21 protein-coding genes and 1 pseudogene are annotated in these 20,968 nt (G+C 71.3%); 17 read left to right on the forward strand and 5 right to left on the reverse strand.

The window, feature by feature from the left end; genetic code table 11:
* The 4 genes and pseudogenes from QSK37_RS35125 to QSK37_RS35140 form a co-directional block, all read left to right on the forward strand.
* A pseudogene (locus tag QSK37_RS35125) lies at positions 1–129 on the forward strand (integrase core domain-containing protein); the annotation flags it as partial.
* A 6-nt stretch (positions 130–135) separates the two neighbouring features.
* Positions 136–837: an FAD-dependent monooxygenase gene (locus QSK37_RS35130; RefSeq protein ID WP_285630258.1), complete on the forward strand. Its 702-nt coding sequence runs from the start codon at positions 136–138 to the stop codon at positions 835–837.
* The gene (locus QSK37_RS35135; protein WP_285629639.1) at positions 800–1,375 is read left to right on the forward strand and encodes a TetR/AcrR family transcriptional regulator; all 576 of its coding nucleotides are present in this window, start codon (positions 800–802) and stop codon (positions 1,373–1,375) included. Before QSK37_RS35130 ends, QSK37_RS35135 begins: the two co-directional genes overlap by 38 nt.
* A 1-nt stretch (position 1,376) precedes the next feature.
* On the forward strand, positions 1,377–1,790 hold the full coding sequence (locus QSK37_RS35140) for a tautomerase family protein (protein WP_285629640.1): 414 nt from the start codon (positions 1,377–1,379) through the stop codon (positions 1,788–1,790).
* Positions 1,791–1,845: 55 nt separating this feature from the next.
* Here QSK37_RS35140 and QSK37_RS35145 read toward each other — a convergent pair whose 3' ends face one another.
* From QSK37_RS35145 to QSK37_RS35155, 3 genes are all read right to left on the reverse strand, one after another.
* Positions 1,846–2,409 carry a hypothetical protein gene (locus QSK37_RS35145; RefSeq protein WP_285629641.1) on the reverse strand — a complete coding sequence of 188 codons (564 nt, stop codon included), beginning with the start codon at positions 2,407–2,409 and terminating at the stop codon, positions 1,846–1,848.
* A 167-nt stretch (positions 2,410–2,576) separates the two neighbouring features.
* The gene (locus QSK37_RS35150) at positions 2,577–4,496 is read right to left on the reverse strand and encodes an ABC transporter ATP-binding protein (protein ID WP_349498016.1); all 1,920 of its coding nucleotides are present in this window, start codon (positions 4,494–4,496) and stop codon (positions 2,577–2,579) included.
* 208 nt (positions 4,497–4,704) lie between these two features.
* Positions 4,705–5,298 (reverse strand): TetR/AcrR family transcriptional regulator, encoded by a 594-nt coding sequence (locus QSK37_RS35155; RefSeq protein WP_285629642.1) that lies wholly within the window; start codon positions 5,296–5,298, stop codon positions 4,705–4,707.
* An 82-nt stretch (positions 5,299–5,380) separates the two neighbouring features.
* On the opposite strand from QSK37_RS35155, the gene QSK37_RS35160 reads away from it, so the two are divergent.
* Entirely contained in the window at positions 5,381–6,829 is a 1,449-nt protein-coding gene (locus QSK37_RS35160; protein ID WP_285629643.1) for a flavin-containing monooxygenase, read from the forward strand.
* A gap of 12 nt (positions 6,830–6,841) precedes the next feature.
* Here the strand turns inward: QSK37_RS35160 and hrpA are convergent, their stop codons facing one another.
* Both hrpA and QSK37_RS35170 read right to left on the reverse strand, forming a co-directional pair.
* The gene (gene hrpA, locus QSK37_RS35165; protein ID WP_285629644.1) at positions 6,842–10,714 is read right to left on the reverse strand and encodes an ATP-dependent RNA helicase HrpA; all 3,873 of its coding nucleotides are present in this window, start codon (positions 10,712–10,714) and stop codon (positions 6,842–6,844) included.
* A gap of 82 nt (positions 10,715–10,796) precedes the next feature.
* Positions 10,797–11,759 (reverse strand): cation diffusion facilitator family transporter, encoded by a 963-nt coding sequence (locus QSK37_RS35170; protein ID WP_285629645.1) that lies wholly within the window; start codon positions 11,757–11,759, stop codon positions 10,797–10,799.
* A 243-nt stretch (positions 11,760–12,002) separates the two neighbouring features.
* Between QSK37_RS35170 and QSK37_RS35175 the strand changes: the two genes are divergently transcribed.
* The 12 genes from QSK37_RS35175 to QSK37_RS35230 all read left to right on the forward strand — a co-directional run bounded on the left by QSK37_RS35175 (position 12,003) and on the right by QSK37_RS35230 (position 20,954).
* Positions 12,003–12,752, forward strand: a complete 750-nt coding sequence (locus tag QSK37_RS35175; RefSeq protein ID WP_285629646.1) for a CoA transferase subunit A — start codon at positions 12,003–12,005, stop codon at positions 12,750–12,752.
* Complete coding sequence (locus QSK37_RS35180) at positions 12,749–13,384, forward strand: CoA transferase subunit B (protein ID WP_285629647.1); 636 nt, start codon at positions 12,749–12,751, stop codon at positions 13,382–13,384. Before QSK37_RS35175 ends, QSK37_RS35180 begins: the two co-directional genes overlap by 4 nt.
* Before the next feature lie 10 nt (positions 13,385–13,394).
* Positions 13,395–14,069, forward strand: a complete 675-nt coding sequence (gene pcaH / locus QSK37_RS35185; protein ID WP_285629648.1) for a protocatechuate 3,4-dioxygenase subunit beta — start codon at positions 13,395–13,397, stop codon at positions 14,067–14,069.
* A 65-nt stretch (positions 14,070–14,134) separates the two neighbouring features.
* Positions 14,135–14,665, forward strand: a complete 531-nt coding sequence (pcaG, locus tag QSK37_RS35190) for a protocatechuate 3,4-dioxygenase subunit alpha (protein ID WP_285629649.1) — start codon at positions 14,135–14,137, stop codon at positions 14,663–14,665.
* Positions 14,655–15,896, forward strand: coding sequence for a 3-carboxy-cis,cis-muconate cycloisomerase (pcaB, locus tag QSK37_RS35195; protein WP_285629650.1), 1,242 nt, complete (start codon positions 14,655–14,657; stop codon positions 15,894–15,896). The genes pcaG and pcaB overlap by 11 nt, the downstream gene beginning before the upstream one ends.
* Positions 15,893–16,639: a 3-oxoadipate enol-lactonase gene (gene pcaD, locus QSK37_RS35200; protein ID WP_285629651.1), complete on the forward strand. Its 747-nt coding sequence runs from the start codon at positions 15,893–15,895 to the stop codon at positions 16,637–16,639. Before pcaB ends, pcaD begins: the two co-directional genes overlap by 4 nt.
* A complete protein-coding gene (gene pcaC / locus QSK37_RS35205; RefSeq protein WP_285629652.1) occupies positions 16,636–17,013 on the forward strand; it encodes a 4-carboxymuconolactone decarboxylase in 378 nt (125 codons plus the stop codon). The genes pcaD and pcaC overlap by 4 nt, the downstream gene beginning before the upstream one ends.
* Positions 17,014–17,082: 69 nt before the next feature.
* Positions 17,083–17,238, forward strand: a complete 156-nt coding sequence (locus QSK37_RS35210) for a hypothetical protein (RefSeq protein ID WP_285629653.1) — start codon at positions 17,083–17,085, stop codon at positions 17,236–17,238.
* Between the two features lie 125 nt (positions 17,239–17,363).
* Positions 17,364–18,104, forward strand: coding sequence for an IclR family transcriptional regulator (locus tag QSK37_RS35215; RefSeq protein ID WP_285629654.1), 741 nt, complete (start codon positions 17,364–17,366; stop codon positions 18,102–18,104).
* 55 nt (positions 18,105–18,159) lie between these two features.
* Positions 18,160–18,795 carry a LysE family translocator gene (locus tag QSK37_RS35220; RefSeq protein ID WP_285629655.1) on the forward strand — a complete coding sequence of 212 codons (636 nt, stop codon included), beginning with the start codon at positions 18,160–18,162 and terminating at the stop codon, positions 18,793–18,795.
* Positions 18,796–18,859: 64 nt separating this feature from the next.
* Entirely contained in the window at positions 18,860–19,594 is a 735-nt protein-coding gene (locus QSK37_RS35225) for a DUF7873 family protein (protein ID WP_285629656.1), read from the forward strand.
* 442 nt (positions 19,595–20,036) lie between these two features.
* Entirely contained in the window at positions 20,037–20,954 is a 918-nt protein-coding gene (locus QSK37_RS35230; protein WP_285629657.1) for a hypothetical protein, read from the forward strand.
* Positions 20,955–20,968 lie beyond the last annotated feature (14 nt).

Consider the following 20,968-nt stretch of genomic DNA (forward strand, 5'->3'; position numbering starts at 1 on the left):
CGGTCAGAGACCGAACGACGCCAAGCCTTCCCCGAGTGGCTGCACACCTACAATCACCACCGCGCACACACCGCGCTAGGAGGCCGACCACCCGCCAGCCGCATCCCCAACCTCACGGGACAGAACAACTACCGCGTGGGCGACGTGCTGTTCGCGGGGGACGCCGCGCACATCCACCCGCCGCTCGGCGGGCAGGGCCTGAACACCGGTGTGCAGGACGCCGTCAACCTCGGCTGGAAGCTGGCCGCGACCGTCCAGGGCCGCGCGCCGGAGGGGCTCCTGGACACCTACCACGCCGAGCGGCATCCGGTCGCGGCCGGAGTCCTGCACCACACGTCGGCGCAGCGGGTGCTGGCCGATCCGCGGGCGAGCGGGGACGTGGCCGCGCTGCGCGACATCGTCATCGACCTCCTGCGGCTGCCGGACGCCAACCGGCACCTCGCGGGCCTGATGTCCGGGCTGTCGCTGCGCTACGACCTGGCGGGCGAGCACCCGCTCACCGGGCACCGGATGCCGGACGCCGACCTGCTCGCCGACGCCGGGCCCACCCGGGTGTCCGCGCTGTTCCGCGCCGGGCACGCCGTGCTGCTCGACCTGGCCGGGATCGTCCCGTCCGGCCTCCGGCTTCCGGCCGGCGTCGACCTCGTCCGCGCCGGGTCCACCACCGATCTCGGCGCCGCCGCGCTGCTCGTACGCCCCGACGGGTACGTCTGCTGGGCCGCCGACGACGCCGCCACCCTGCTGCCGGCGGTCGCCCGCCACCTCGCGACTGTACCTACTGGTATGTACGATAAGGGGAATGGACACCAGGGAACGACTGATCGAGAGCGCCCGTGAGCTGCTGTGGGAGCGCGGCTACGTGGGCACGAGCCCGAAGGCGATCCAGGAGCGGTCCGGCGCCGGCCAGGGCAGCATGTACCACCACTTCCACGGCAAGCCCGACCTCGCGCTCGCCGCGATCAGCCGCAGCGCCGGGGAGCTCCGGGAGCGGGCGGAGGTCCAGTTCTCCGGTCCCGGCCCTGTGGTCGACCGGATCACCGCCTACCTGCGCCGCGAACGGGACGTGCTGAAGGGCTGTCCGGTCGGCCGCCTCACCCAGGACCCGGACGTGATGAGCGACCCGGACCTGCGCCGGCCGGTCGCGGAGACCTTCGCCTGGCTCACCGACCGGCTGGCCGCGCTGCTGGCGGAGGGCCGCGCGAACGGCGAGCTGGACGCCCGGCTCGACCCGGCGGCCACCGCCGGCGCGCTGGTCGCGGTGCTGCAGGGCGGTTACGTCTTGGCCCGCGCCGCCGGCTCGCCGGAGGCGTTCGCGCAGGCCGTCGACGGCGCCGTCGGCCTGCTCGCCGGGCACGTCCGCCGGGGCGGTGAGTGACATGCCGTTCGTCCGTGTCGACGCGCTGCGAGCCGACGCCGAACGACTCGACGCGCTCGGCCGCGCCGTGCACGACGCCCTGGTCGAGACGATCGGCTTCCCGCCCGACGACCGCTTCCAGGTGCTCACGAGCCACGACGGCACGAGCGGCACGCTGCGTTACGACGACTACCTGGGAGTCCACCGCGACGAGGGCATCGTGTACGTCGCGATCACCATGCGCTCCGGCCGCCCACCCGAGCAGAAGCGCGCGCTGTACCGTCGGATCGCCGAGCTGGCCGAGGAGTACGCCGGCACCGAGCCGCGGAACGTGTTCATCACCGTGACCGAGAACGAATCGACCGACTGGTCCTTCGGCCACGGCGAGGCCCAGTACGCCCCCGGCTCGACGAATGGCGGAGACGGAGAAGCCTAGGATCCTGGGGTACTGCGCTCAGGCGGGACTCACGGAACCCTGAGGTCATTTCTTATCAGTAGTAAACGTGCACCCTGTGGACGCTGTCGTTCCAGCGCGTGGCGCCGAAACTCCACGGCAGGCTCACACCGTCGGACTCAAATCCGACCAGGGAGGTCAGCGCGACTTTGTCGCAGTGTTGATCTCCTCGGATCGACGACATGTTCGTTGCCCACCAGTCGTTCGGATAGAACGTGTAGCCCGCGGCGTCGCAGGTGCCGTAGTCGCCGTAGATGGCGGCGGACGTTCCTTTCCAACCCGCATCCGCGTACCAGGTCATCAGCACGGTCTGCGCGGCAGGGCCCAGGCCCGCGGCCGCCTCGGTGGCCGAGGTCTCCGAACACGACTCGCCCAGCACCGGGGACGCCTGGGTGGGGCTGGCCGACCTGCCGAGCAGAACCGCGCAATAGCGCGGTGGCGTGGTGTCGGAGGCCGCGTTCGCCGTGCCCGACAAGAGCACGGGCGCGGTGATCAGCGAAGCCGCGAGAACGGCAGCGGCACTTTTCGTCGAAAACAACGATTTCTCCCCACGCGCCCCCGTGGTCGAAGTGCTGGCGATGGTCTTCTTCTTGTATCGCACGTTCGCGATCCCTTCCCCGTCGACAACGTCGCGAAGACGTACCGTTGTGTCCCAGGAGGGGACCATAGGTCACTGAATTGGCCGTGACTCGCCAAATCGCGCGGCAGCCACTCGCCATTCCACGCACCGCCGAACCAAGAGATCTCAGTGTCAGCGGTCCCCGGTGTCTAACCGCGCGAGTCGAGGCGGTACGCGCGGGCTTGCAGGCCGTACAGCTCGCCGAACACCCCGCCCGCCGCGAGGAGTTCGGCCGGTGGGCCCTGCTCGACCAGCCGGCCGCCGTCCAGGACGTACACCTGGTCGGCGTGGCGGACGCTGGCGAGCCGGTGCGTGATGAGCAGGACCGTACGGCCGTCGGCATGGGCGCGGATGCGTTCGAACAGGGCGTGCTCGGCGCGGGCGTCGAGGGCCGCGGTGGGTTCGTCGCAGATGAGCAGGGGCGCGTCGCGGTAGAAGCCGCGCGCGACCGCGATGCGCTGCCACTGACCGCCGGACAGTTCGTGGCCGTCCTTGAACCGGCGGTCCAGCAGCGTGTCGTACCCGTACGGCAGACCGGCGATCACCTCGTCGGCGCCGGAGGCCGCCGCCGCGTCGGCGATGGGATCCTCGTGCGGCTCCCGGCCCATGGCGATGTTGTGCCGCGCGGTCATGGGCCAGTGCGTGTAGTGCTGGGGGATCATCGCGACGTTCTGCCGGAGCCGGTCGAGGTCGACGTCGCGCAGGAGCGTGCCGTCCCAGCGGACCTCGCCCTCGTCCGGGCTGTACAGGCCGGCGAGGATCTTGGCGAGGGTGGTCTTGCCGGAGCCGTTCTCCCCGACCAGCGCCACGACCTCGCCCGCGCGGATCCGTACCGACACGTCCTGCAGTGCGGGCCGGTCCGCGCCCGGGTAGGTGAACCCGACGTGCTCGGCGGTGATCACCTCGAAGCCGTCCGGCACCGGCCGGTCGCGGGCCTGCGGGACCCGGCGCTCGGCGTCGGCGCAGAAGTCCAGATAGTCCGAGAAGTACAGGCCGGACTCGTAACAGCGGTTCACCGCGAACAGCAGCGCGGCGAGGGAGGTCTGTCCCGTACGGATGGCGAGCACCGCGGTGCCGGCCACGGCGAGGTGCACGGCGCCGACGGCGAGCAGCACGCCGAGCGCGACGTACACCGCCCCGGTCGCGACGCCGCCGGCCGTGTCGCCCAGGATCCGTACGATGGTCTGGCGCCGGGCCAGTTCGACGTGGATGTCGCGTTCGCGGATGGCGAGCCGGTCGTGTTCGCGGGCGAGGAACGGGCGCATGGTGAACGCACGGATCTCCGCCGCCGAGTCGCGGTCGGCCATCAGGTCGGCCAGGATCCACTTGCGCCGGCGCACCGCCGAGAGCACGAAGATCGCCAGGTAGCGCATGCGGGCGGCCCGCGCCGCCGCCCAGCCGTCGGGCACCGCCGTGATCAAGAGCAGGGGCAGCAGCACCGGGTGCAGCACGCCGAGCGCTCCGGCGGCGGCGACCAGGCCGACGATGCCGTTGAGGACGTCGATCGTGGCCTCGACCACGGGCGCCGCCTCCATCAGCCCGCGGTCGCGGGCCCGGTGCATCGCGTCGTGGAACTCGGTGTCGTCGAAGGAGGGCAGCTCGACCCGCGTGGTCAGGTCGAACAGCCGTTTCTCCACGAGGTGGTCGACCCGGGGTTTCAGCCGCGCCTGGGCCCAGCCCGCGCCCGCCTGCAGTGCCGCCCGCAGCGCGGTCGCGACCGCGACCAGGGCCAGGGAGGGCAGCGCCGCGCGTACGCGGTCCGGGGTCGCGCCGCCGGCGAACAGCGCCCGGAGCACCCCGGTCGTCGCGAGCAGGCCGTACGCGGTGAAGACGCCGGCCAGCAGGTGCAGGGTGACGGTGGCGATCGCGTCGGCCGGGCTGGCCCGCCACGCGAGCCGTGCGGCCGCGGCGATCAGCGCGGGCAGGCGGCGGGTCATTCCGCCGAGCCCGGCGGAGGCCAGGGCGGCGAGGTGCGTGTGCCAGGGCGGCAGGTTCATCTCCGCGCCGTGCTCGGCCGCCTCCGGCAGACCGGTGCGCTTCTGGAAGAGCCGCCGCACCGCCCGTTCCACCCGCGGACGCCCCGGGCCGTCCTGGTCCGGGAACTGCCGCGGGCGTCGCGGACGACCGGGCGGCCGGCTGACCGGCCGCCGACGGCGCATCGTCACGTGACGTCGGCCAGGCCAAACGCGTCGATCACCATGGCGGGATTGTTCCCCGCCCGGCATCCGGACATAACGCGATCTTTGGACAACAAGGAGTAATCAGACTTGGCGTCGTTCAGCCGCCGTACGTGGAAAGACCGCTCCAGGTCACGTCCATCATCTGGCGGGCCGCCTCCTCCGGGGTGACGTCCGGGTTGCGCATGCGCCACAGGGCCAGGCGTTCACAGGCGCCGACGATGATCTCCGCGTACGCCTCCAGGTCGCGCCTCGGCCGGTCCGGGGTGAGCCACTCCATCTGCGCGACGATCAGGTCGGTCTGCTGCCGGCGCGTCGCCTCGATCTCGTCGGCCGCGTCGCCGCTCAGCACCGGCTCCTGGAGCAGCACCAGCCACGCGCGGCGGTGCGCCTCATTGAAGCGGAAGTAGGCGAGGTAGCCGTTGTAGAGCTTGTCCTCGGCGGTGTCGCCCTCGGCCGCCGCGCGCTCGGTGGTCTCGCGCAGCTCGCGCCGCGCCCGCGCGATGGTGGCGAGCAGCAGGCCCTCCTTGGAGCCGAAGTACTCGTACAGCATCGGCTTGGACAGCCCGACGCGTACCGCGATCTCCTCCATGGACACCGCGCCGTACCCCTGGGTGGCGAAGACCTCCTCGGCGACGTCGAGCATCTGCCGCTCGCGCTCGGCTCGCGTCATCCGGCGACGTCTGGTCTCCACATGTGAACTGTATCTCAGAACCTACCGGCGGTAACCTACCGTTGGTAACCTACTGCGAGTAGGTCCTCGAACGGGAGGTCACGTGAAACTCGCGATCATCGGCTCGGGCTTCGCCGGCCTCGGCATGGCGATCCAGCTGAAGAAGGCCGGATTCGACGACTTCGTCGTACTGGAGAAGGACGACGACCTCGGCGGCACGTGGCGCGACAACCGATACCCGGGCTGCGCCTGCGACGTGCCCTCCCACATGTACTCCTTCTCGTACGAGCTGAACCCCGGCTGGTCGCGGATGTTCGCTCCCCAGGAGGAGATCTGGGCCTACCTGCGGCGTTGTGTCGACAAGTACGGGCTGGCGTCGCACATCCGGTACGGCGCCGCGGTCGACTCCCTGGAGTGGGACGACGAGGCGCGCCACTGGCGCGTCGCCCTCGACGACGGCACCGTGCTCACCCCCAAGGCGGTCGTGTCGGGCATCGGCGCGCTGCACGTCCCGGCGGTGCCGGACATCCCCGGCGCCGAGCGCTTCACCGGCACGGCGTTCCACTCCGCGCAGTGGGACCACTCCTGCGACCTGACGGGCAAGCGGGTCGCGGTGATCGGCACCGGTGCGTCGGCCATCCAGTTCGTGCCGAAGGTCGCCGAGCGCGCGGCGAGCCTGCGCGTGTTCCAGCGCACCCCGCCGTGGATCCAGCCGAAACCCGACTTCGTCTTCCCGGCGTGGGCCCGCGGCATGTTCCGGTACATGCCGGGCGCGACGCGCGCCTTCCGCGACGCGATCTACTGGGTGCTGGAGGCCCGCGCGGTCGGCTTCACGATCAGCCCGAAGCTCATGGCCCCGCAGGAGAAGGTGGCCCGCGCGCACATCGCCCGCCAGGTGCCCGACCCGGAGCTGCGCGCCAAGGTCACCCCGGACTACACGATCGGCTGCAAGCGCATCCTGCTGTCCTCGGACTACTACCCGGCCCTGTCCCAGCCGCACGTCGACGTGGTCACCGGGCAGATCACCGAGATCACCGAGACCGGCCTGGTCACCGCCGACGGCACCGCGCACGACGTGGACGTCATCATCTACGGCACCGGCTTCAAGGTCACCGACGCCCTGGCCGAGCAGCGCATCGTCGGCCGCGGCGGCGTGAAGATCCAGGAGGCCTGGGCCGACGGCATCGAGGCCCACCACGGCATCACCATCGCCGGCTTCCCGAACCTGTTCATGCTCCTGGGTCCCAACACCGGGCTCGGCCACAACTCGGTCGTCTTCATGATCGAGTCCCAGGTCCAGCACGTGCTGAGCTGCCTGCGGATGCTGTCAGAGGAGCAGGCCGACGTCATCGAGGTACGCCCGGAGGCGCAGCGACGCTTCAACCGGGGCCTCCAGCGCCGCCTGCGCAAGGCGGTGTGGAACGAGGGCGGCTGCAAGAGCTGGTACCTGGACGACAAGGGCGTCAACCGCACGCTGTGGCCGGGCTTCACCTTCGAGTACTGGGCCCGCACCCGAAAGGCCCGCCACCGCGACTACGACCTGTCCCGCTGACGAGCGGGCTCCCTACGGCGCGGCCTGGTCCAGCGCCTTCAGGATGCGTTTCTCCGAGATCGGGTACGCGGTGCCGAGTTGCTGGGCGAAGAAGCTCACCCGCAGCTCCTCCAGCATCCAGCGGACCTCGCGGATCTTCGGGGTGCCCGGGTGGGCGTCGCGGGTGCGGACGTACCGTGCCTCCAGCTGCTGGATCTGCCGCATCTTCTCGGCGTCGCGGTGGTAGTCCTCGGCCAGCCGGTCCAGGCGGCGGGCGATCGCGCGCAGGTAGCGCAGCACGTCCGGCAGGCGGCGGAAGCCCGCCGCCGTCAGGAAGCCGGGGAAGATCAGGCGGCCCAGCTGGGCGCGGATGTCGGTCACCGACGGGGCCAGCGTCGGGCTCGTCGTGCTCTTCAGTCGCGCCTCGGCCTCCTGCCAGGCGGCCAGGATCCGCTGGGCGTGGTTGAACACGACGGCCGTCGTGTCGAAGAGCTCCGCGCGCACGTGGTCCTTCAGGCGCGTGAAACCCGCCTCGTCCCACACCGGGCCGCCGGCGTCGGTGATCAGTTTGTCGGCGGCGCACATCGCGCAGTCGTCCAGCAGCGCGGCCACGCTGCCGTGCGGCGTCGTGCTCAGCACCAGTTTGGCCTGGTTCGACAGCTTCGACTGCAACACCTTCGCCGGCGATGGGGAGTTCAGCAGCACCAGCCGTCGTGTGCCGCGCCACATCGAGCGCGCCTGCTCCGCCTCGGTCGCGTACGTGCGGATCGCGACGCTGTCGCCCTCGTCGGCCAGCGCCGGGTACGCCCTGACCCGGCCCCGCTCGTGCACCTGGGGGAGCGTGCCGAAGTCCCAGGTGCGCAGGCCCTGGCGTTCGATCGCGTCCGACGCCCGCGCCAGCGTGGCCGACACCTTCGGGGCGAGGCGGCGCTTCAGCTCGTCCAGGTCCTTGCCCTCCGCGAGGGTGTCGCGGCGGTCCACCACCCGGTAGGTGATCTTCAGGTGCTCGGGCACCCGGGACAGGTCCCACGCCGAGACCGGGACGTCCACGCCGGTCATCGCGCGCAGCTCGCGAGACAGCGACTCCAGCAGCGGGCCCGACGACGGGTCCAGGCGGTCCAGCACCTTGCGCGCCACGTCCGGCGCCGGCACGAAGTTGACCCGCAGGCGCTTGGGCAGCGAGCGGATCAGCTCGGTGACCAGGTCCTCGCGTAGGCCGGGGATCTGCCAGTCGAAGCCCGAGGCGTCCACCTGGTTGAGCACCGGCAGCGGGATCCGCACCGTGACGCCGTCGGCCTCCGTGCCCGGCTCGAACTGGTACGAGAGGGCCAGCCGCTGCTCGTCCACCTGCCAGGAGTCGGGATAGTCCTCCCGGGTGACCGTGCCCGCCGTCTCGTTGACCAGCATCGACGTGGAGAACAGCAGCAGGTCCGGCGTCTCGCGCCGCGCCTTCTTCCACCAGGAGTCGAAGTGCCGCGCCGACGCCACCGAGGCGGGGACCCGTTCGTCGTAGAACTCGAACAGCGTCTCGTCGTCCACCACGATGTCGCGGCGCCGGGCGCGGTGTTCGAGCTCCTCGGCCTCCTCCAGCAGCCGCCGGTTGTCGCGGAGGAAGCGATGGTGGGAGTCCCAGTCGCCCTCGACCAGCGCGTGGCGGATGAACAGCTCCCGGCACAGCTCCGGCTCGATCCGCGCGTAGTTCACCTTGCGCTCGGCCACGATCGGCACGCCGTACAGCGTGACCTTCTCGTAGGCCATCACGGCGCCCTGTTTCTTCTCCCAGTGCGGCTCGCTGTAGGTGCGCTTGACCAGGTGCCCGGCCAGCGGCTCGATCCACTCCGGCTCGATCCGGGCGGCGATGCGCGCCCACAGCCGCGAGGTCTCCACCAGCTCGGCCGCCATCACCCAGCGCGGCGGCTTCTTGGCCAGGGCGGAGGCCGGGAAGAGGGCGAACCGGGCGCTCCGCGCGCCGTCGTACTCGCGCGGGCCGCGGCGTCCGTCCTTCCTGGCCTCCTTCTTCGGCTCGTCCAGCAGGCCGATGTGCGACAGCAGCCCGGCGAGCAGCGAGACGTGCACCTGCTGAGGATCGGCGGGCGTGCTGTTCAGCGTCACGCCGAGGTCGCGGCCGACCTGCCGGAGCTGGCCGTAGATGTCCTGCCACTCACGGACGCGCAGGTAGTGGAGGAACTCCTGCTTGCACAGCCGGCGGAACTGGTTCCCCGACAGCTCCTTCTGCTGCTCGCGGAGGTAGTCCCACAGGTTGAGGTAGGCGAGGAAGTCCGACTCCTTGTCGGCGAACCGCGCGTGCTTCTCGTCGGCCGCCTGCCGCTTCTCGGCGGGCCGTTCGCGCGGGTCCTGGATGGACAGCGCGGCGGCGATCACCATGACCTCGCGTACGCAGCCGTTCCGGTCGGCCTCCAGCACCATCCGCGCCAGCCGCGGGTCGACCGGCAGCTGGGCGAGCTTGCGGCCCAGCGACGTCAGCTTCCCCGACGACAGGGCGCCGAGCTCCTCCAGCAGGGCGACGCCGTCCTTGACGTTGCGCCGGTCCGGCGGGTCGATGAACGGGAAGTCGAGGATGTCGCCGATGTCCAGGCTGGTCATCTGCAGGATGACCGAGGCGAGGTTGGTCCGCAGGATCTCCGCGTCGGTGAACTCCGGCCGCGCGAGGAAGTCCTCCTCGGAGTAGAGCCGGATGCACACGCCCTCCGAGACGCGCCCGCAGCGGCCCTTGCGCTGGTTGGCCGAGGCCTGCGACACCGGCTCGATCGGCAGCCGCTGCACCTTCGTACGGTGGCTGTAACGGGAGATCCGCGCGGTGCCCGGGTCGATGACGTACTTGATGCCGGGGACGGTCAGCGACGTCTCCGCGACGTTGGTGGCCAGCACGATCCGGCGCCCCTCGTGCGGCTGGAACACCCGGTGCTGCTCGGCCGCCGACAGCCGGGCGTACAGCGGCAGGACCTCCCAGGACACCGCGTTCCTTCGCCTGGCGTGCTTGTCCAGGGCGTCGGCGGTGTCGCGGATCTCGCGTTCGCCGGACAGGAAGACCAGCACGTCGCCCGGGGGTTCGAGGGCGAGCTCGTCGACCGCGTCGAGGATGGCCTGGGTCGGGTCGTCGTCCTCCTCGACCGGCCGGTACCGCACCTCCACCGGGTACGTGCGCCCGGACACCTCGACGATCGGCGCGTCGCCGAAGTGACGGGAGAAGCGTTCCGGGTCGATGGTGGCCGAGGTGATGATCACCTTGAGATCGGGCCGGCGGGGGAGCAGGCGCTTGATGTATCCGAGGATGAAGTCGATGTTGAGGCTGCGCTCGTGCGCCTCGTCGATGATCAGCGTGTCGTAGCGCCGGAGCATCCGGTCGCGCGCCAGCTCGTTCAGCAGGATGCCGTCGGTCATGACCTTGACCAGCGTGGTGTCGCTGGAATGGTCGGTGAAGCGCACCTGGTAGCCGACGGTCTCGCCGATCGTGGTGTGCAGCTCCTCGGCGATCCGCTCGGACACCGTGCGTGCGGCCAGCCGGCGCGGCTGGGTGTGCCCGATCTGCCCCTTGACGCCCCGTCCGAGCTCCAGGCAGATCTTGGGCAGCTGCGTCGTCTTGCCCGATCCGGTCTCCCCGGCGACGATCACGACCTGGTTGTTCTCGATCGCCTCGCGGATCTCGTCCTTGCGGCGGCTGACCGGCAGCGCCTCGGGGTAGGTCACCTCGGGCATGGCGTCGCGGCGCAGCGCGACCCGCAGCTCGGCGGCCTCGAGATCGGCGGTGACCTTCGCGAGGACGTCCTCGCGAGCCGCGTCGTCGCGTACGCCACGGATGCCGTCGAGACGGCGGCGCAGCCGGTGCTGGTCGCGCAGCATCAGCTCGGGCAGCCGCGACCGCACGTCAGAAAGCGAAGATCCCATACATCCGGACAGAATAGGCAAGCATCCGGACTGCCCGGTGCCTGGGACCTCTACGTTGCCCCATGACGCGGTGCTCCGCCACTCAATTTCTCCGGTGGCTGGGGCCGTGCGGGTCGTCGCAGTGCCGTCGCTCGATGGTCAGCAACTGCTCCGAGGCGTGGTCGACCTGAAGCGTCGTATGGGTGATCTGGTAGTCCTTCTCCAGCACGTGCTCCAGGTCGTGCCGTACGGCGTGGCAGTCCTCGCCGAGGGCCACGAGCACGTGGGCCGAGGCCGCCGGCATGCCCGAGGTGATCTGCCAGATGTGCAGGTCGTGCACCTCGACGACGTGCGGGCGGCGGGCCAGGGCCTGCCCGATCCGCTCGGGCGAGAGACCCGCGGGCGCGGCCTCCAGGAAGATCCGCCCCGAATCGCGTACGAGCCCGGCGCCGGCCTTGACCATCAGGGCGACGACGAGGAGCGAGGCGATCGCGTCCGCGCGCCCGAAGCCGGTCAGGACCACGACGAGCCCGGCGACCGCGGTGGCGACGAAGGCGTACAGATCGGTCACGATGTGCTGGAAGACACCCTCGACGTTGAGGCTGTCGCGGTTGGCCCGGCCGATCAGCCAGGTCGCGCCCAGATTGATCACCACCCCGGCGAGGGCCGTGCCGAGCACCATCCCGCCGGTCACCTCCGGCGGATGGATCAGCCGCCGGACCGCCTCGTAGGTCAGCCACGCCGACAGCACCAGCAGGGTGATCCCGTTGGCCTGCGCGGACAGGATCTCGGCGCGGGTCAGGCCGTAGGTGTAGCCGCCGCGCGGCGGCCGGGCCGCCAGGCGCATGGCCACCAGCGCCAGGGCGATCGACGCGGCGTCGGTGAGCATGTGCGCCGCGTCGGAGATCAGCGCGAGCGAACGGGCGAGAACGCCGACGACGATCTCGCCGGCCATGAACGCCAGGATCAGCGCGAGCGCGGCGGTGAGCAGGCGCTTGTCGGAGTCCGCGCTCACACCGTGGGTGTGCCCGTGACCGCCGCCGCCGTGGTCGTGCGGGCCGGTCACGGCGTCCGGGCTCCCGCCGGTCGTCCCACGTGGCTCGTCGGCCGCTGCATCGGTGTGTCCTCCTCGGTCCCCGCCGCCTGTTCGACGGTACCAAGGGGCCACCGCGATCCCCGGGGCGTCGGCGTCCGGACCTGCGACGTGTTCCGGACGTCCCTCACGAACCGGTCCGGCCGCGATCACACGTTTTCCACTGAGCGGAAGAATGGTCATGAACGCTCTCGACGGCTTGGCAGGGTGGTGGGCATGGACAAGGTGGTCTCCTCGGCGGCGGAGGCCGTCGCGGACCTCGGCGACGGCGCGTCGATCGCCGTCGGCGGGTTCGGGCTGTGCGGTGTGCCGTTCACCCTGATCGACGCCGTGTACGCAGCGGGCGCCTCGGAGCTGTCGATCGTCTCGAACAACTGCGGGACCATCGGCCTCGGCCTGGGACGCCTCCTCGACGCCGGCCGCATCACCCGTGCGCGCGGCTCGTACGTCGGGGAGAACAAGGAGCTCGCCCGCCGCTACCTCGGCGGCGAGATCGAACTCGAACTGATGCCGCAGGGCACGCTCTCGGAGAAGCTGCGCGCCGGTGGCTGCGGCATCCCCGCCTTCTACACCCCGGCCGGCGTCGGCACGCTGGTCGCCGAGGGCGGGCTGCCCTGGCGGTACGGCCCGGACGGTGAGGTCGCGGTGGCCTCCCCGTCCAAGGAGGTCCGCGAGTTCGGCGGCCGGGAGTACGTCCTGGAGGAGAGCATCACCACCGACTTCGCGCTGGTCCGCGCCGTCCGCGGCGACCGGCACGGCAACCTGGTCTTCCACCGTTCCGCGCGCAACTTCAACCCCCTGTGCGCGATGGCCGCCCGCACCGCGGTCGCCGAGGTCGAGGAGCTCGTCGACGCCCTCGACCCGGATGAGGTCCACCTGCCCGGCATCTTCGTCCAGCGCGTCGTCGCCCTCACCCCCGAGCAGGCCGCCGACAAGCCCATCGAGAAGCGGACGGTCACCGAATGAGCTGGTCGCGGGAGCAGATCGCCGAGCGGGCGGCCAAAGAGCTGGCCGACGGGATGTACGTCAACCTCGGCATCGGGCTGCCGACGCTCATCCCCGGGTACCTGCCGGCCGACGTCGACGTGGTGATCCACTCGGAGAACGGCCTGCTGGGCGTCGGTCCGTACCCGGCCGAGGACGCGGTCGACCCGGACCTGATCAACGCGGGCAAGGAGACCGTGACCGTACGGCCCGGGGCGTCCTACTTCGACTCCTCGCTGTCGTTCGGCATGATCCGCGGCGGCCACGTGGACGTGGCGGTGCTCGGCGCGATGCAGGTCTCGGCCCGCGGCGACCTGGCCAACTGGGCCGTCCCCGGAAAGATGATCAAAGGCATGGGCGGCGCGATGGACCTCGTCCACGGCGCCCGCACGGTGATCGTCGTCATGAGCCACAACGACCGGGACGGCAACTCCAAGATCGTCAAGGACTGCACGCTGCCGCTCACCGGCCGCGCCTGCGTCCAGCGGATCATCACGGACCTCGGCGTCATCGACGTCACCCCGGACGGCCTCGTCCTCGTCGAGACCGCGCCCGGAGTGAGCGAGCAGGAGATCCGCGAACGCACCGACCCGCCTCTCGCCAGCGCGTCATGAAGGAGACTCCGTGAGCGATCCGCACCCTCCCTATCTCCACCCGCCGTACCAGAGCACCCCGCTGCGGGCGCCGTCGCGGCCGCTGATCGTGCCCGCGTACGGGCCGGACGCCGTCGAGCTGTCCAGCCCGGTGTTCGGCCACTCCGAACTCGGCACCTTCGACAACGACCTGACCCGGCAGCACCGCGGTGAGCCGCTGGGCGAACGCATCATCGTCACCGGCCGCGTGCTCGACTCCTCCGGCCGTCCGGTGCCGAACACGCTGGTGGAGGTCTGGCAGGCCAACGCCTCCGGCCGCTACATCCACGCGCGCGACCAGCACCCGGCGCCACTCGACCCGAACTTCACCGGCGCCGGCCGCTGCCTCACGGACGCCGACGGGCGCTACCGGTTCGTCACCATCAAGCCGGGCGCCTACCCCTGGCGGAACCACCACAACGCCTGGCGGCCCGCGCACATCCACTTCTCGGTGTTCGGCACCGCCTTCACCCAGCGGCTCGTCACCCAGATGTACTTCCCGGGCGATCCGCTGTTCGCCTACGACCCGATCTTCGGCTCGATCGCGGACGAGAAGGTCAAGGAACGCCTGATCTCCCGCCTCGACATGGACACGACCGTCCCGGAGTGGGCGCTGGGCTACCAGTGGGACATCGTCCTCGGCGCGATCCCGGCGGAGGACTCATGACCGAGCGAAGCGAGGGAATCAAAAGGCACGCTCCTGTGGTCACACCCTCCGACGAAGGAGGACTCATGAACGAGACGACGCCTTCGCAGACGGTCGGGCCGTTCTTCGGCTACGCGCTCCCGTACGGCGACGGCCCGCGTGTGGTGCCCGAGTGGCATCCCGACGCCATCCGGATCCACGGCGGCGTCTTCGACGGCGCGGGCGAGCCGCTGCCCGACGCCCTCCTGGAGATCTGGCAGGCCGGACCCGACGGCGAGGTGCCGCGCGCGGTGGGCGCGCTGACCCGCGACGGGCACGACTTCGCCGGGTTCGGCCGCTGCGGCACCGACGCCGCCGGGCACTACTGGTTCTCCACGCTGAAGCCGGGCGGCCCCACCCCGTACCTCGCGCTGCTCGTGTTCGCGCGTGGCCTGCTCAAACCGGTCATCACCCGGATCTACTTCCCGGACGAGCCGGGGAACGCCGGGGACCCGGTCCTGTCCGGCGTCCCGCCGGAGCGGCGCGACACGCTCGTCGCCGTCCGCGAGCACGACCGGTCCTACCGTTTCGACGTCCGTCTGCAGGGCGAACAGGAGACCGTCTTCTTTGCCGTCTGACCTGCTCTCGCCGGTCGCCGCCGGCACCGCCGCCGAAAAGGCGGCCTCCGGCGAGGCCTGGCTGCGCGCGCTGCTGGACGCCGAGGCGGCGCTCGCCCGCGCCCAGGCGCGCCTCGGCGTGATCCCCGAGGGCGTCGCCGAGGCCGTCCTCGCCACGCACGTCGACCTGGACGACCTGGCCGTACGGGCGCGGGCCGCCGGCAACCCGGTCGTCCCGCTGGTCGCCGACCTGCGCGAGTCCGCCGGCGAGCACGTCCACCACGGAGCGACGAGCCAGGACATCATGGACACCGCCGCGATGCTGGTCGCCGACCGCACGCGACGGATCATCCTCGCCGACCTCGCACGCACCGCCGAGGCCCTGGCCGGTCTCGCCCGAGAGCACCGCGAGACGCCGATGGCCGGCCGTACGTTCGGGCAGCAGGCCGTGCCGACGACCTTCGGGCTGCGCGCGGCCGGCTGGCTGACCGCGGTCGCGCGGGCGCGCGAGGCGCTCGCGGGCGTACGCCTGCCCGCGCAGCTCGGCGGCGCGGCCGGGACGATGGCGGCGTACGGCACGACCGAGCTGCTGCCGGTGTTCGCCGAGGAGACCGGGCTGGCCGAGGCGGTCCTGCCCTGGCACACATTCCGCGCGCCGGTGGCCGAGCTGGGCGCCGCGCTGGCCCTGGTCGCCGGTGCGCTCGGCAAGTTCGCCACCGACGTCGTCACGCTCGCCCAGACCGAGATCGGCGAGGTCGCCGAGCCCGCCGCGCCCGGCCGCGGTGGTTCGTCGGCCATGCCGCACAAGCGCAACCCGGTGCTCGCCACCATGATCCGCTCCGCCGCGCTGCGCGTGCCGGCGTACGCGCAGGTCCTGTTCTCCTCGCAGGCGGCCGGGCTGGAACGGCCGGCGGGGGAGTGGCACGCCGAATGGCTCCCCCTGAACGACGCCCTGAGGCTGACCGGCGGCGCGGCCGAGACCGCGGCCGAACTCGCCGGCGGGCTGGAGGTCTTCCCGGACCGGATGCGGGCGAACCTGCGCGACGAGCTGCTGTCCGAGCACGTCGCCGCCGCCCTCGCACGCGAGACCGGCCGCGCCGAGGCCGACCGTACGGTCGCCGCCGCCCTGCGCGAGGGCCGCCCGCTGCGCGACCTGGTCCCCGGCGGGGTCGACCCGGCCGACGCGGTCGGCCTCGCGCCCGAGCTCGTCGACCGCGCCCTCGCGGCCTACACCGGGCAGGCGGGCCGATGACGCGGCTGCACCACCGTCTCGACGGGCCGGACGGCGCGCCCGTCCTCGTACTCGGCCCGTCGCTCGGCACGACCATGGACCTGTGGGAGCCGCAGCTCGCCGCGCTGACCGCCGGCCGGCGGGTGCTCCGGTACGACCTGCCGGGCCACGGCGGCTCCGGCCTCCTCCACGGCACGGTCGGCGACATCGCCGCGGCGGTGACCGGCCTCCTCGACACGCTCGGCCTGGACAAGGTGGCCTACGGCGGGGTCTCGCTCGGCGGGGCGGTCGGCACCACCCTGGCCATCGAGCACCCCGACCGGATCACGAGCCTGGTCCTGTGCTGCACCTCGGCGCGCTTCGGCGACCCCGCCGCCTGGCACGACCGGGCCGCGAAGGTGCGCGCCGGCGGCCTGGAACCGCTCGCGGACACGTTCCTCGGCCGGTGGTTCACCCCCGCGTACGCCGGGACCGGGTCCGCGCGGACGATGCTCGCGCGGGTGGACGCGGAGGGCTACGCGGCCTGCTGCGAGGCGCTCGCCGCCTTCGACGTACGCGACCGGCTCGGCGACGTGCGGGCGCCGACGCTGATCGTCGCCGGAGCCGAGGACGTCGCCACGCCGCTGGACCACGCCGAGACGCTCGCCGAGGGCATCCCCGGCGCGAAGCTCGTCGTCGTACCGGGCGCCGCCCACCTCGCCAACCTTGAACGACCGGAGCCGGTGACGTACGCGATGCTCCGCCATCTGGAAGGGACGCCATGAGTGACGGAATGACGGTCCGCCGTGAGGTGCTCGGCGACGCTCACGTGGACCGGGCCGAGGCGCGCAAGACCGAGTTCACCGCCGACTTCCAGGACTTCATCACCCGGTACGCCTGGGGCGAGATCTGGACCCGGCCGCTGCTGGACCGGCGTACGCGCAGCTGCATCACGCTGACCGCCCTGGTAGCGGGCGGCCACCTGGAGGAGCTGGCCATGCACGTACGCGCGGCGGTGCGCAACGGCCTCAGCGCCGACGAGATCAAGGAGGTGCTGCTGCAGACCGCGGTGTACTGCGGCGTGCCCGCCGCCAACTCCGCCTTCGCCGTCGCCCAGCGCGTCCTCATCGAGGACGGCGTGATCACCAAGCGTGAGTGATCGATTTCCCTTCGGAGTTTTACTCCCCGTAATATCTCCGACGCACTTCGTGTCGACAGGAGTGCCTCAATGACTCTCCGGAACCGCCACGAAAACCGCTTCACCGAGATCGACCAGCGGTTCACCGAGATCGACCAGCGCTTCGACGCGCAGGATGAGCATCTCGTGAGCCAGGATCGCAAGCTGGATCTGATCATGAAGGCGCTCGGCATCGGCGCCAACTGATCCGCGCGACGGCGTCCCGTTCCACCGGTCCGGTGCGGCGGGACGCCGCCTTATTGTTGATGCCCGGGTCGGGAAGGCAGGGCATGGTGAGCGCGGGAACACCCCCCAGTGTGGCGGGGAAGGTGATGGCGATTCTGGAGGCGTTCGCGCCCGGAGGCGTCCGGCTGTCCCTCACCGAGATCTGCCGCCGAGCGAGCCTGCCCCTGGCCACCGGCCACCGGCTCGTCGGCGAACTCACCACCGGCGGTTTCCTCGAACGCCTGTCCGACGGCTCGTACCGCGTCGGCATGCGCCTGTGGCGCATCGGTGCCCAGGCCTCGGCCGCGACCGCGCTGCGCGAGCTGGCGCTGCCGCACATGGAGGACCTGTACGAGGTCACCCACGAGAACGTCCAGCTCGCCGTGCTCCACGAGCACAAGGCCCTCTACCTCGAGCGACTGCGCGGCCCCCGGTCGGTGCCGATCGTGACCCGGGTGGCCGCCGAACTCCCGCTGCACGCGACCGGAGTCGGCCGGGTGCTGCTCGCCTTCTCCACCGACGAGTTCGTCGACGGTGTGCTGGCCGAGGGCCTGACCCCGCACACGCCGCGTACGATCACCGACCCGGAGCGGCTGCGGGCGTGCCTGGCCGACGTCCGCCGGGCCGGCTACGCGGTGACCAGCGAGGAGATGACGCTCGGCTCCTGCTCGGTGGCGGCACCCGTACGCGACGCGCACGGCGGAGTGCTGGCTGCGATGTCGCTGGTCACCCGGAGGCAGGGCGCCGACCTGCGCCGGCTCGTGCCGGCCGTGCTCGCGGCCACCCGGGCGCTGTCGCGCGACGTCGTCGCCCATGGCGGTTCCACCGAGTGGCGGGACCTGGCCTGACGACCGCGGAAAAATCGCGTTGTGCGGCGGCTGGGACGCGCCTAGCGTCGGAGCGGTGATCTCCTTCTCCCAGGCGCTGGCCTTCGGCCTCGCCGCCCTGATCATCATCGTGATCCCCGGCCCGAGCGTGCTGTTCGTCGTGGGCCGGGCCCTGGCGTACGGCCGCCGCACCGCGCTGGTCTCGGTCGTCGGCAACGAACTGGGCGCACTCGTCGTGGCCGGCGCGGTCGCGTTCGGCGTCGGCGCGGTGGTCGAGCGCTCCGTGGCCCTGTTCACCGCGATCAAGCTGTGCGGCGCGGCGTACCTGGTCTTCCTCGGCACCCGCGCACTGCTGAGCGGACGCGGCCACGTCGACGTGCGCACCGACCCGAACGACCGCGGCGGCTGGCGCGCGTGCCTGGACGGTTTCCTCGTCGGCGTCGCCAACCCCAAGACCGTGGTGTTCTTCGCCGCGGTGCTGCCGCAGTTCGTCGACCGCGACCGCGGCGGCGTGCCTCTGCAGATGTTCACGCTCGGACTGATCTTCGCCCTGATCGCGCTGATCTGCGACTCGATCTGGAGTCTGGCGGCCAGCGGAACGCGCGCCTGGTTCGGACGCTCGCCACGGCGCCTCAGGCTGGTCGGGGGAGCGGGCGGCCTCGCCATGATCGGTCTGGGCCTCGGCATCGCCGTCACGGGCCGCAAGGACTGACCTTTAATCGGCTGCGGCGCCACAGTTCCCGCGATAGCGTTCCTTTCGCTTGAAAGGGGGCAAAATGGCGAAGCTCAATCAGATCATCGCGGTGGAGAAGGGCGTCAAGAGCGGTTCTCTCCGCGACCTGACCGACGCGCACCACGGCCTGCAGAAGCCGGCGCTGCTGGCCGGTATCTCGCGGGTCTACCAGCCGAAGGACGAAGAGGGCGAGCAGCTCCCGCCGGAGTCCACGCGGGTGCAGGTCAAGGCGGAGGAGGTCATCCGCCGTACCTCGGAGGTCATGACGCGGCTGTTCGACGTGACCGCCACCAAGGACTGGGCGAACTGCACCGCCAAGGCCGACATCACGGTCGACGGCCGCACCCTGCTGCGCGACGTCCCGGTGTCGTACCTGCTCTTCCTGGAAAAGCAGCTCACCGATCTGCACACCTTCGTCAAGAAGCTGCCGGTGCTGGACGCGGCGGAGTCGTGGTCGTTCGACGAGTCGGCCGACTGCTGGAAGACCGAGCCGGTGCGCACCAACCGTACGAAGAAGGTGCCACGCAACCACGTCAAGGCCGAGGCCACCGACAAGCACCCGGCGCAGGTCGAGGTGTACTACGAGGACGTCACGGTCGGCTACTGGACCACGACGAAGTTCTCCGGCGCGCTGCCGGCCCGGCGGATCAACGAGCTCATCGACCGGGTGGAGCGGCTCCAGCGTGCGGTGAAGTTCGCCCGTGAGGAGGCCAACGGCGCAGAGGTCACCGACCAGCGCACCGGTGACGCCATTTTCGGCTACCTGTTCGAGGGGTAGTCTCAAAGACTCCCCCGCCCCGGGCGGGGGATGCGTGAGGAGCGCAAGCTGAAACTGAAGCTCAGTTTGAACGCGGAGAGAAAAGTGGGGGTTCGAATCCCCCTCCCGGCACCACACGCCGGGATGGCCCAATGGCAGAGGCGCACCAGCCGCTCAAACTCAGACTCTCGCTCCAGATTCAGCATTCGCCGCTCAACACCGGATCGACCGAGTGCGGACGACACTCGCCGAGGTGCCGGTTCGAGCCCGGCATGCCGCTCCACGTGCGGCGTTAGCTCAATAGGAAGAGCGCGGCGACCTCAGGACTGATCCGCTCTCTTAAACGTGCCGGTGTGTGCAAATGGGCGGCACACCGGGGTCCGGGGGATGGACAACGCCCCCGGACCCCACCGAACGCTCCCGCGTCCGATGAGGCGACGCGCCGGCTAGGGGAGGGAACACGGTGAAGGGCGACGCCGAGGCGAGTCCTCTTCCGGCCGAGGTCGCAGCGGGGCTCGCCGAGGTCGCGTCCGGCTTCGCCCACGAGGTCGGTGGTCCGATCACTCTCGCGGAACTGCTGGAAGTCCTCGGCTGGGCGGTCCCGGCGAACAGTGAGGCCACCGACGGCACCTTCCCGCAGCCGCTGACGTATCAGGTCACCTTGGCGGGCGGCAGGCCGTACGCGGGCGGGCGGCCGTCCCGCGTGCCGGAGTTGAACGACGCCGTCTTCGTGGACGCGGGGGAGTGGCAGACCGCGCTGGCCGAGCGGCTCAGCGCCGTCTCCGGTGTCCCGGTCACCCCGCAGCGGTTCGCGGAGGCTCTGCTCCGGGTGCTGCGCTCCGGGTGCGTTCCGCTGGCCGACGTCCAGGGCGCGGACCTCGGCGGGCTCACGGCCGAGGTGCCGGAGAAGCGCATTCCCCGACCGAGGCCCGGAGACGTGCTGGCGATCCCCGCACGCGAGGGTGGTCACCACCTGGCCCTCGTGCTGACCCGGAACCGCTTCGGCACCGCGCTCGGACTCTTCGAGGGGCGCTCACCGTACGGACGGCTCGGCCCGGACCTCCGTGCGAGGTCCCGGCGGCATCCGGTGTACACGGAGGAGAGCCAGATCAAGAACGGGACCTGGGCGGTCGTCGGTCACGACGAGAGCCTGCTCGCCCTCTTTCCCGCCGACCCGCCGATCTATCACCGGCCTGACGCCTGGCCCGGGATCGTGGACACCGGCGAGTTCGGCGCGGCGGAGACCGCCGACGGCTCCCTGCGGTTCATCGACGCGGACGAAGCGCGCGAGGTCGGCCTTCAGGACGGGACGTACAGGTCCACCCATGTCGCCTCGTTCCTGCAAAAGGTGCTGGACGACGGTGGCGTGTCACGCTCGTGACAGGTTCTCGGCGC

The sequence above is a fragment of the Actinoallomurus iriomotensis genome (assembly GCF_030269445.1).
Taxonomy (GTDB): domain Bacteria; phylum Actinomycetota; class Actinomycetes; order Streptosporangiales; family Streptosporangiaceae; genus Actinoallomurus; species Actinoallomurus iriomotensis.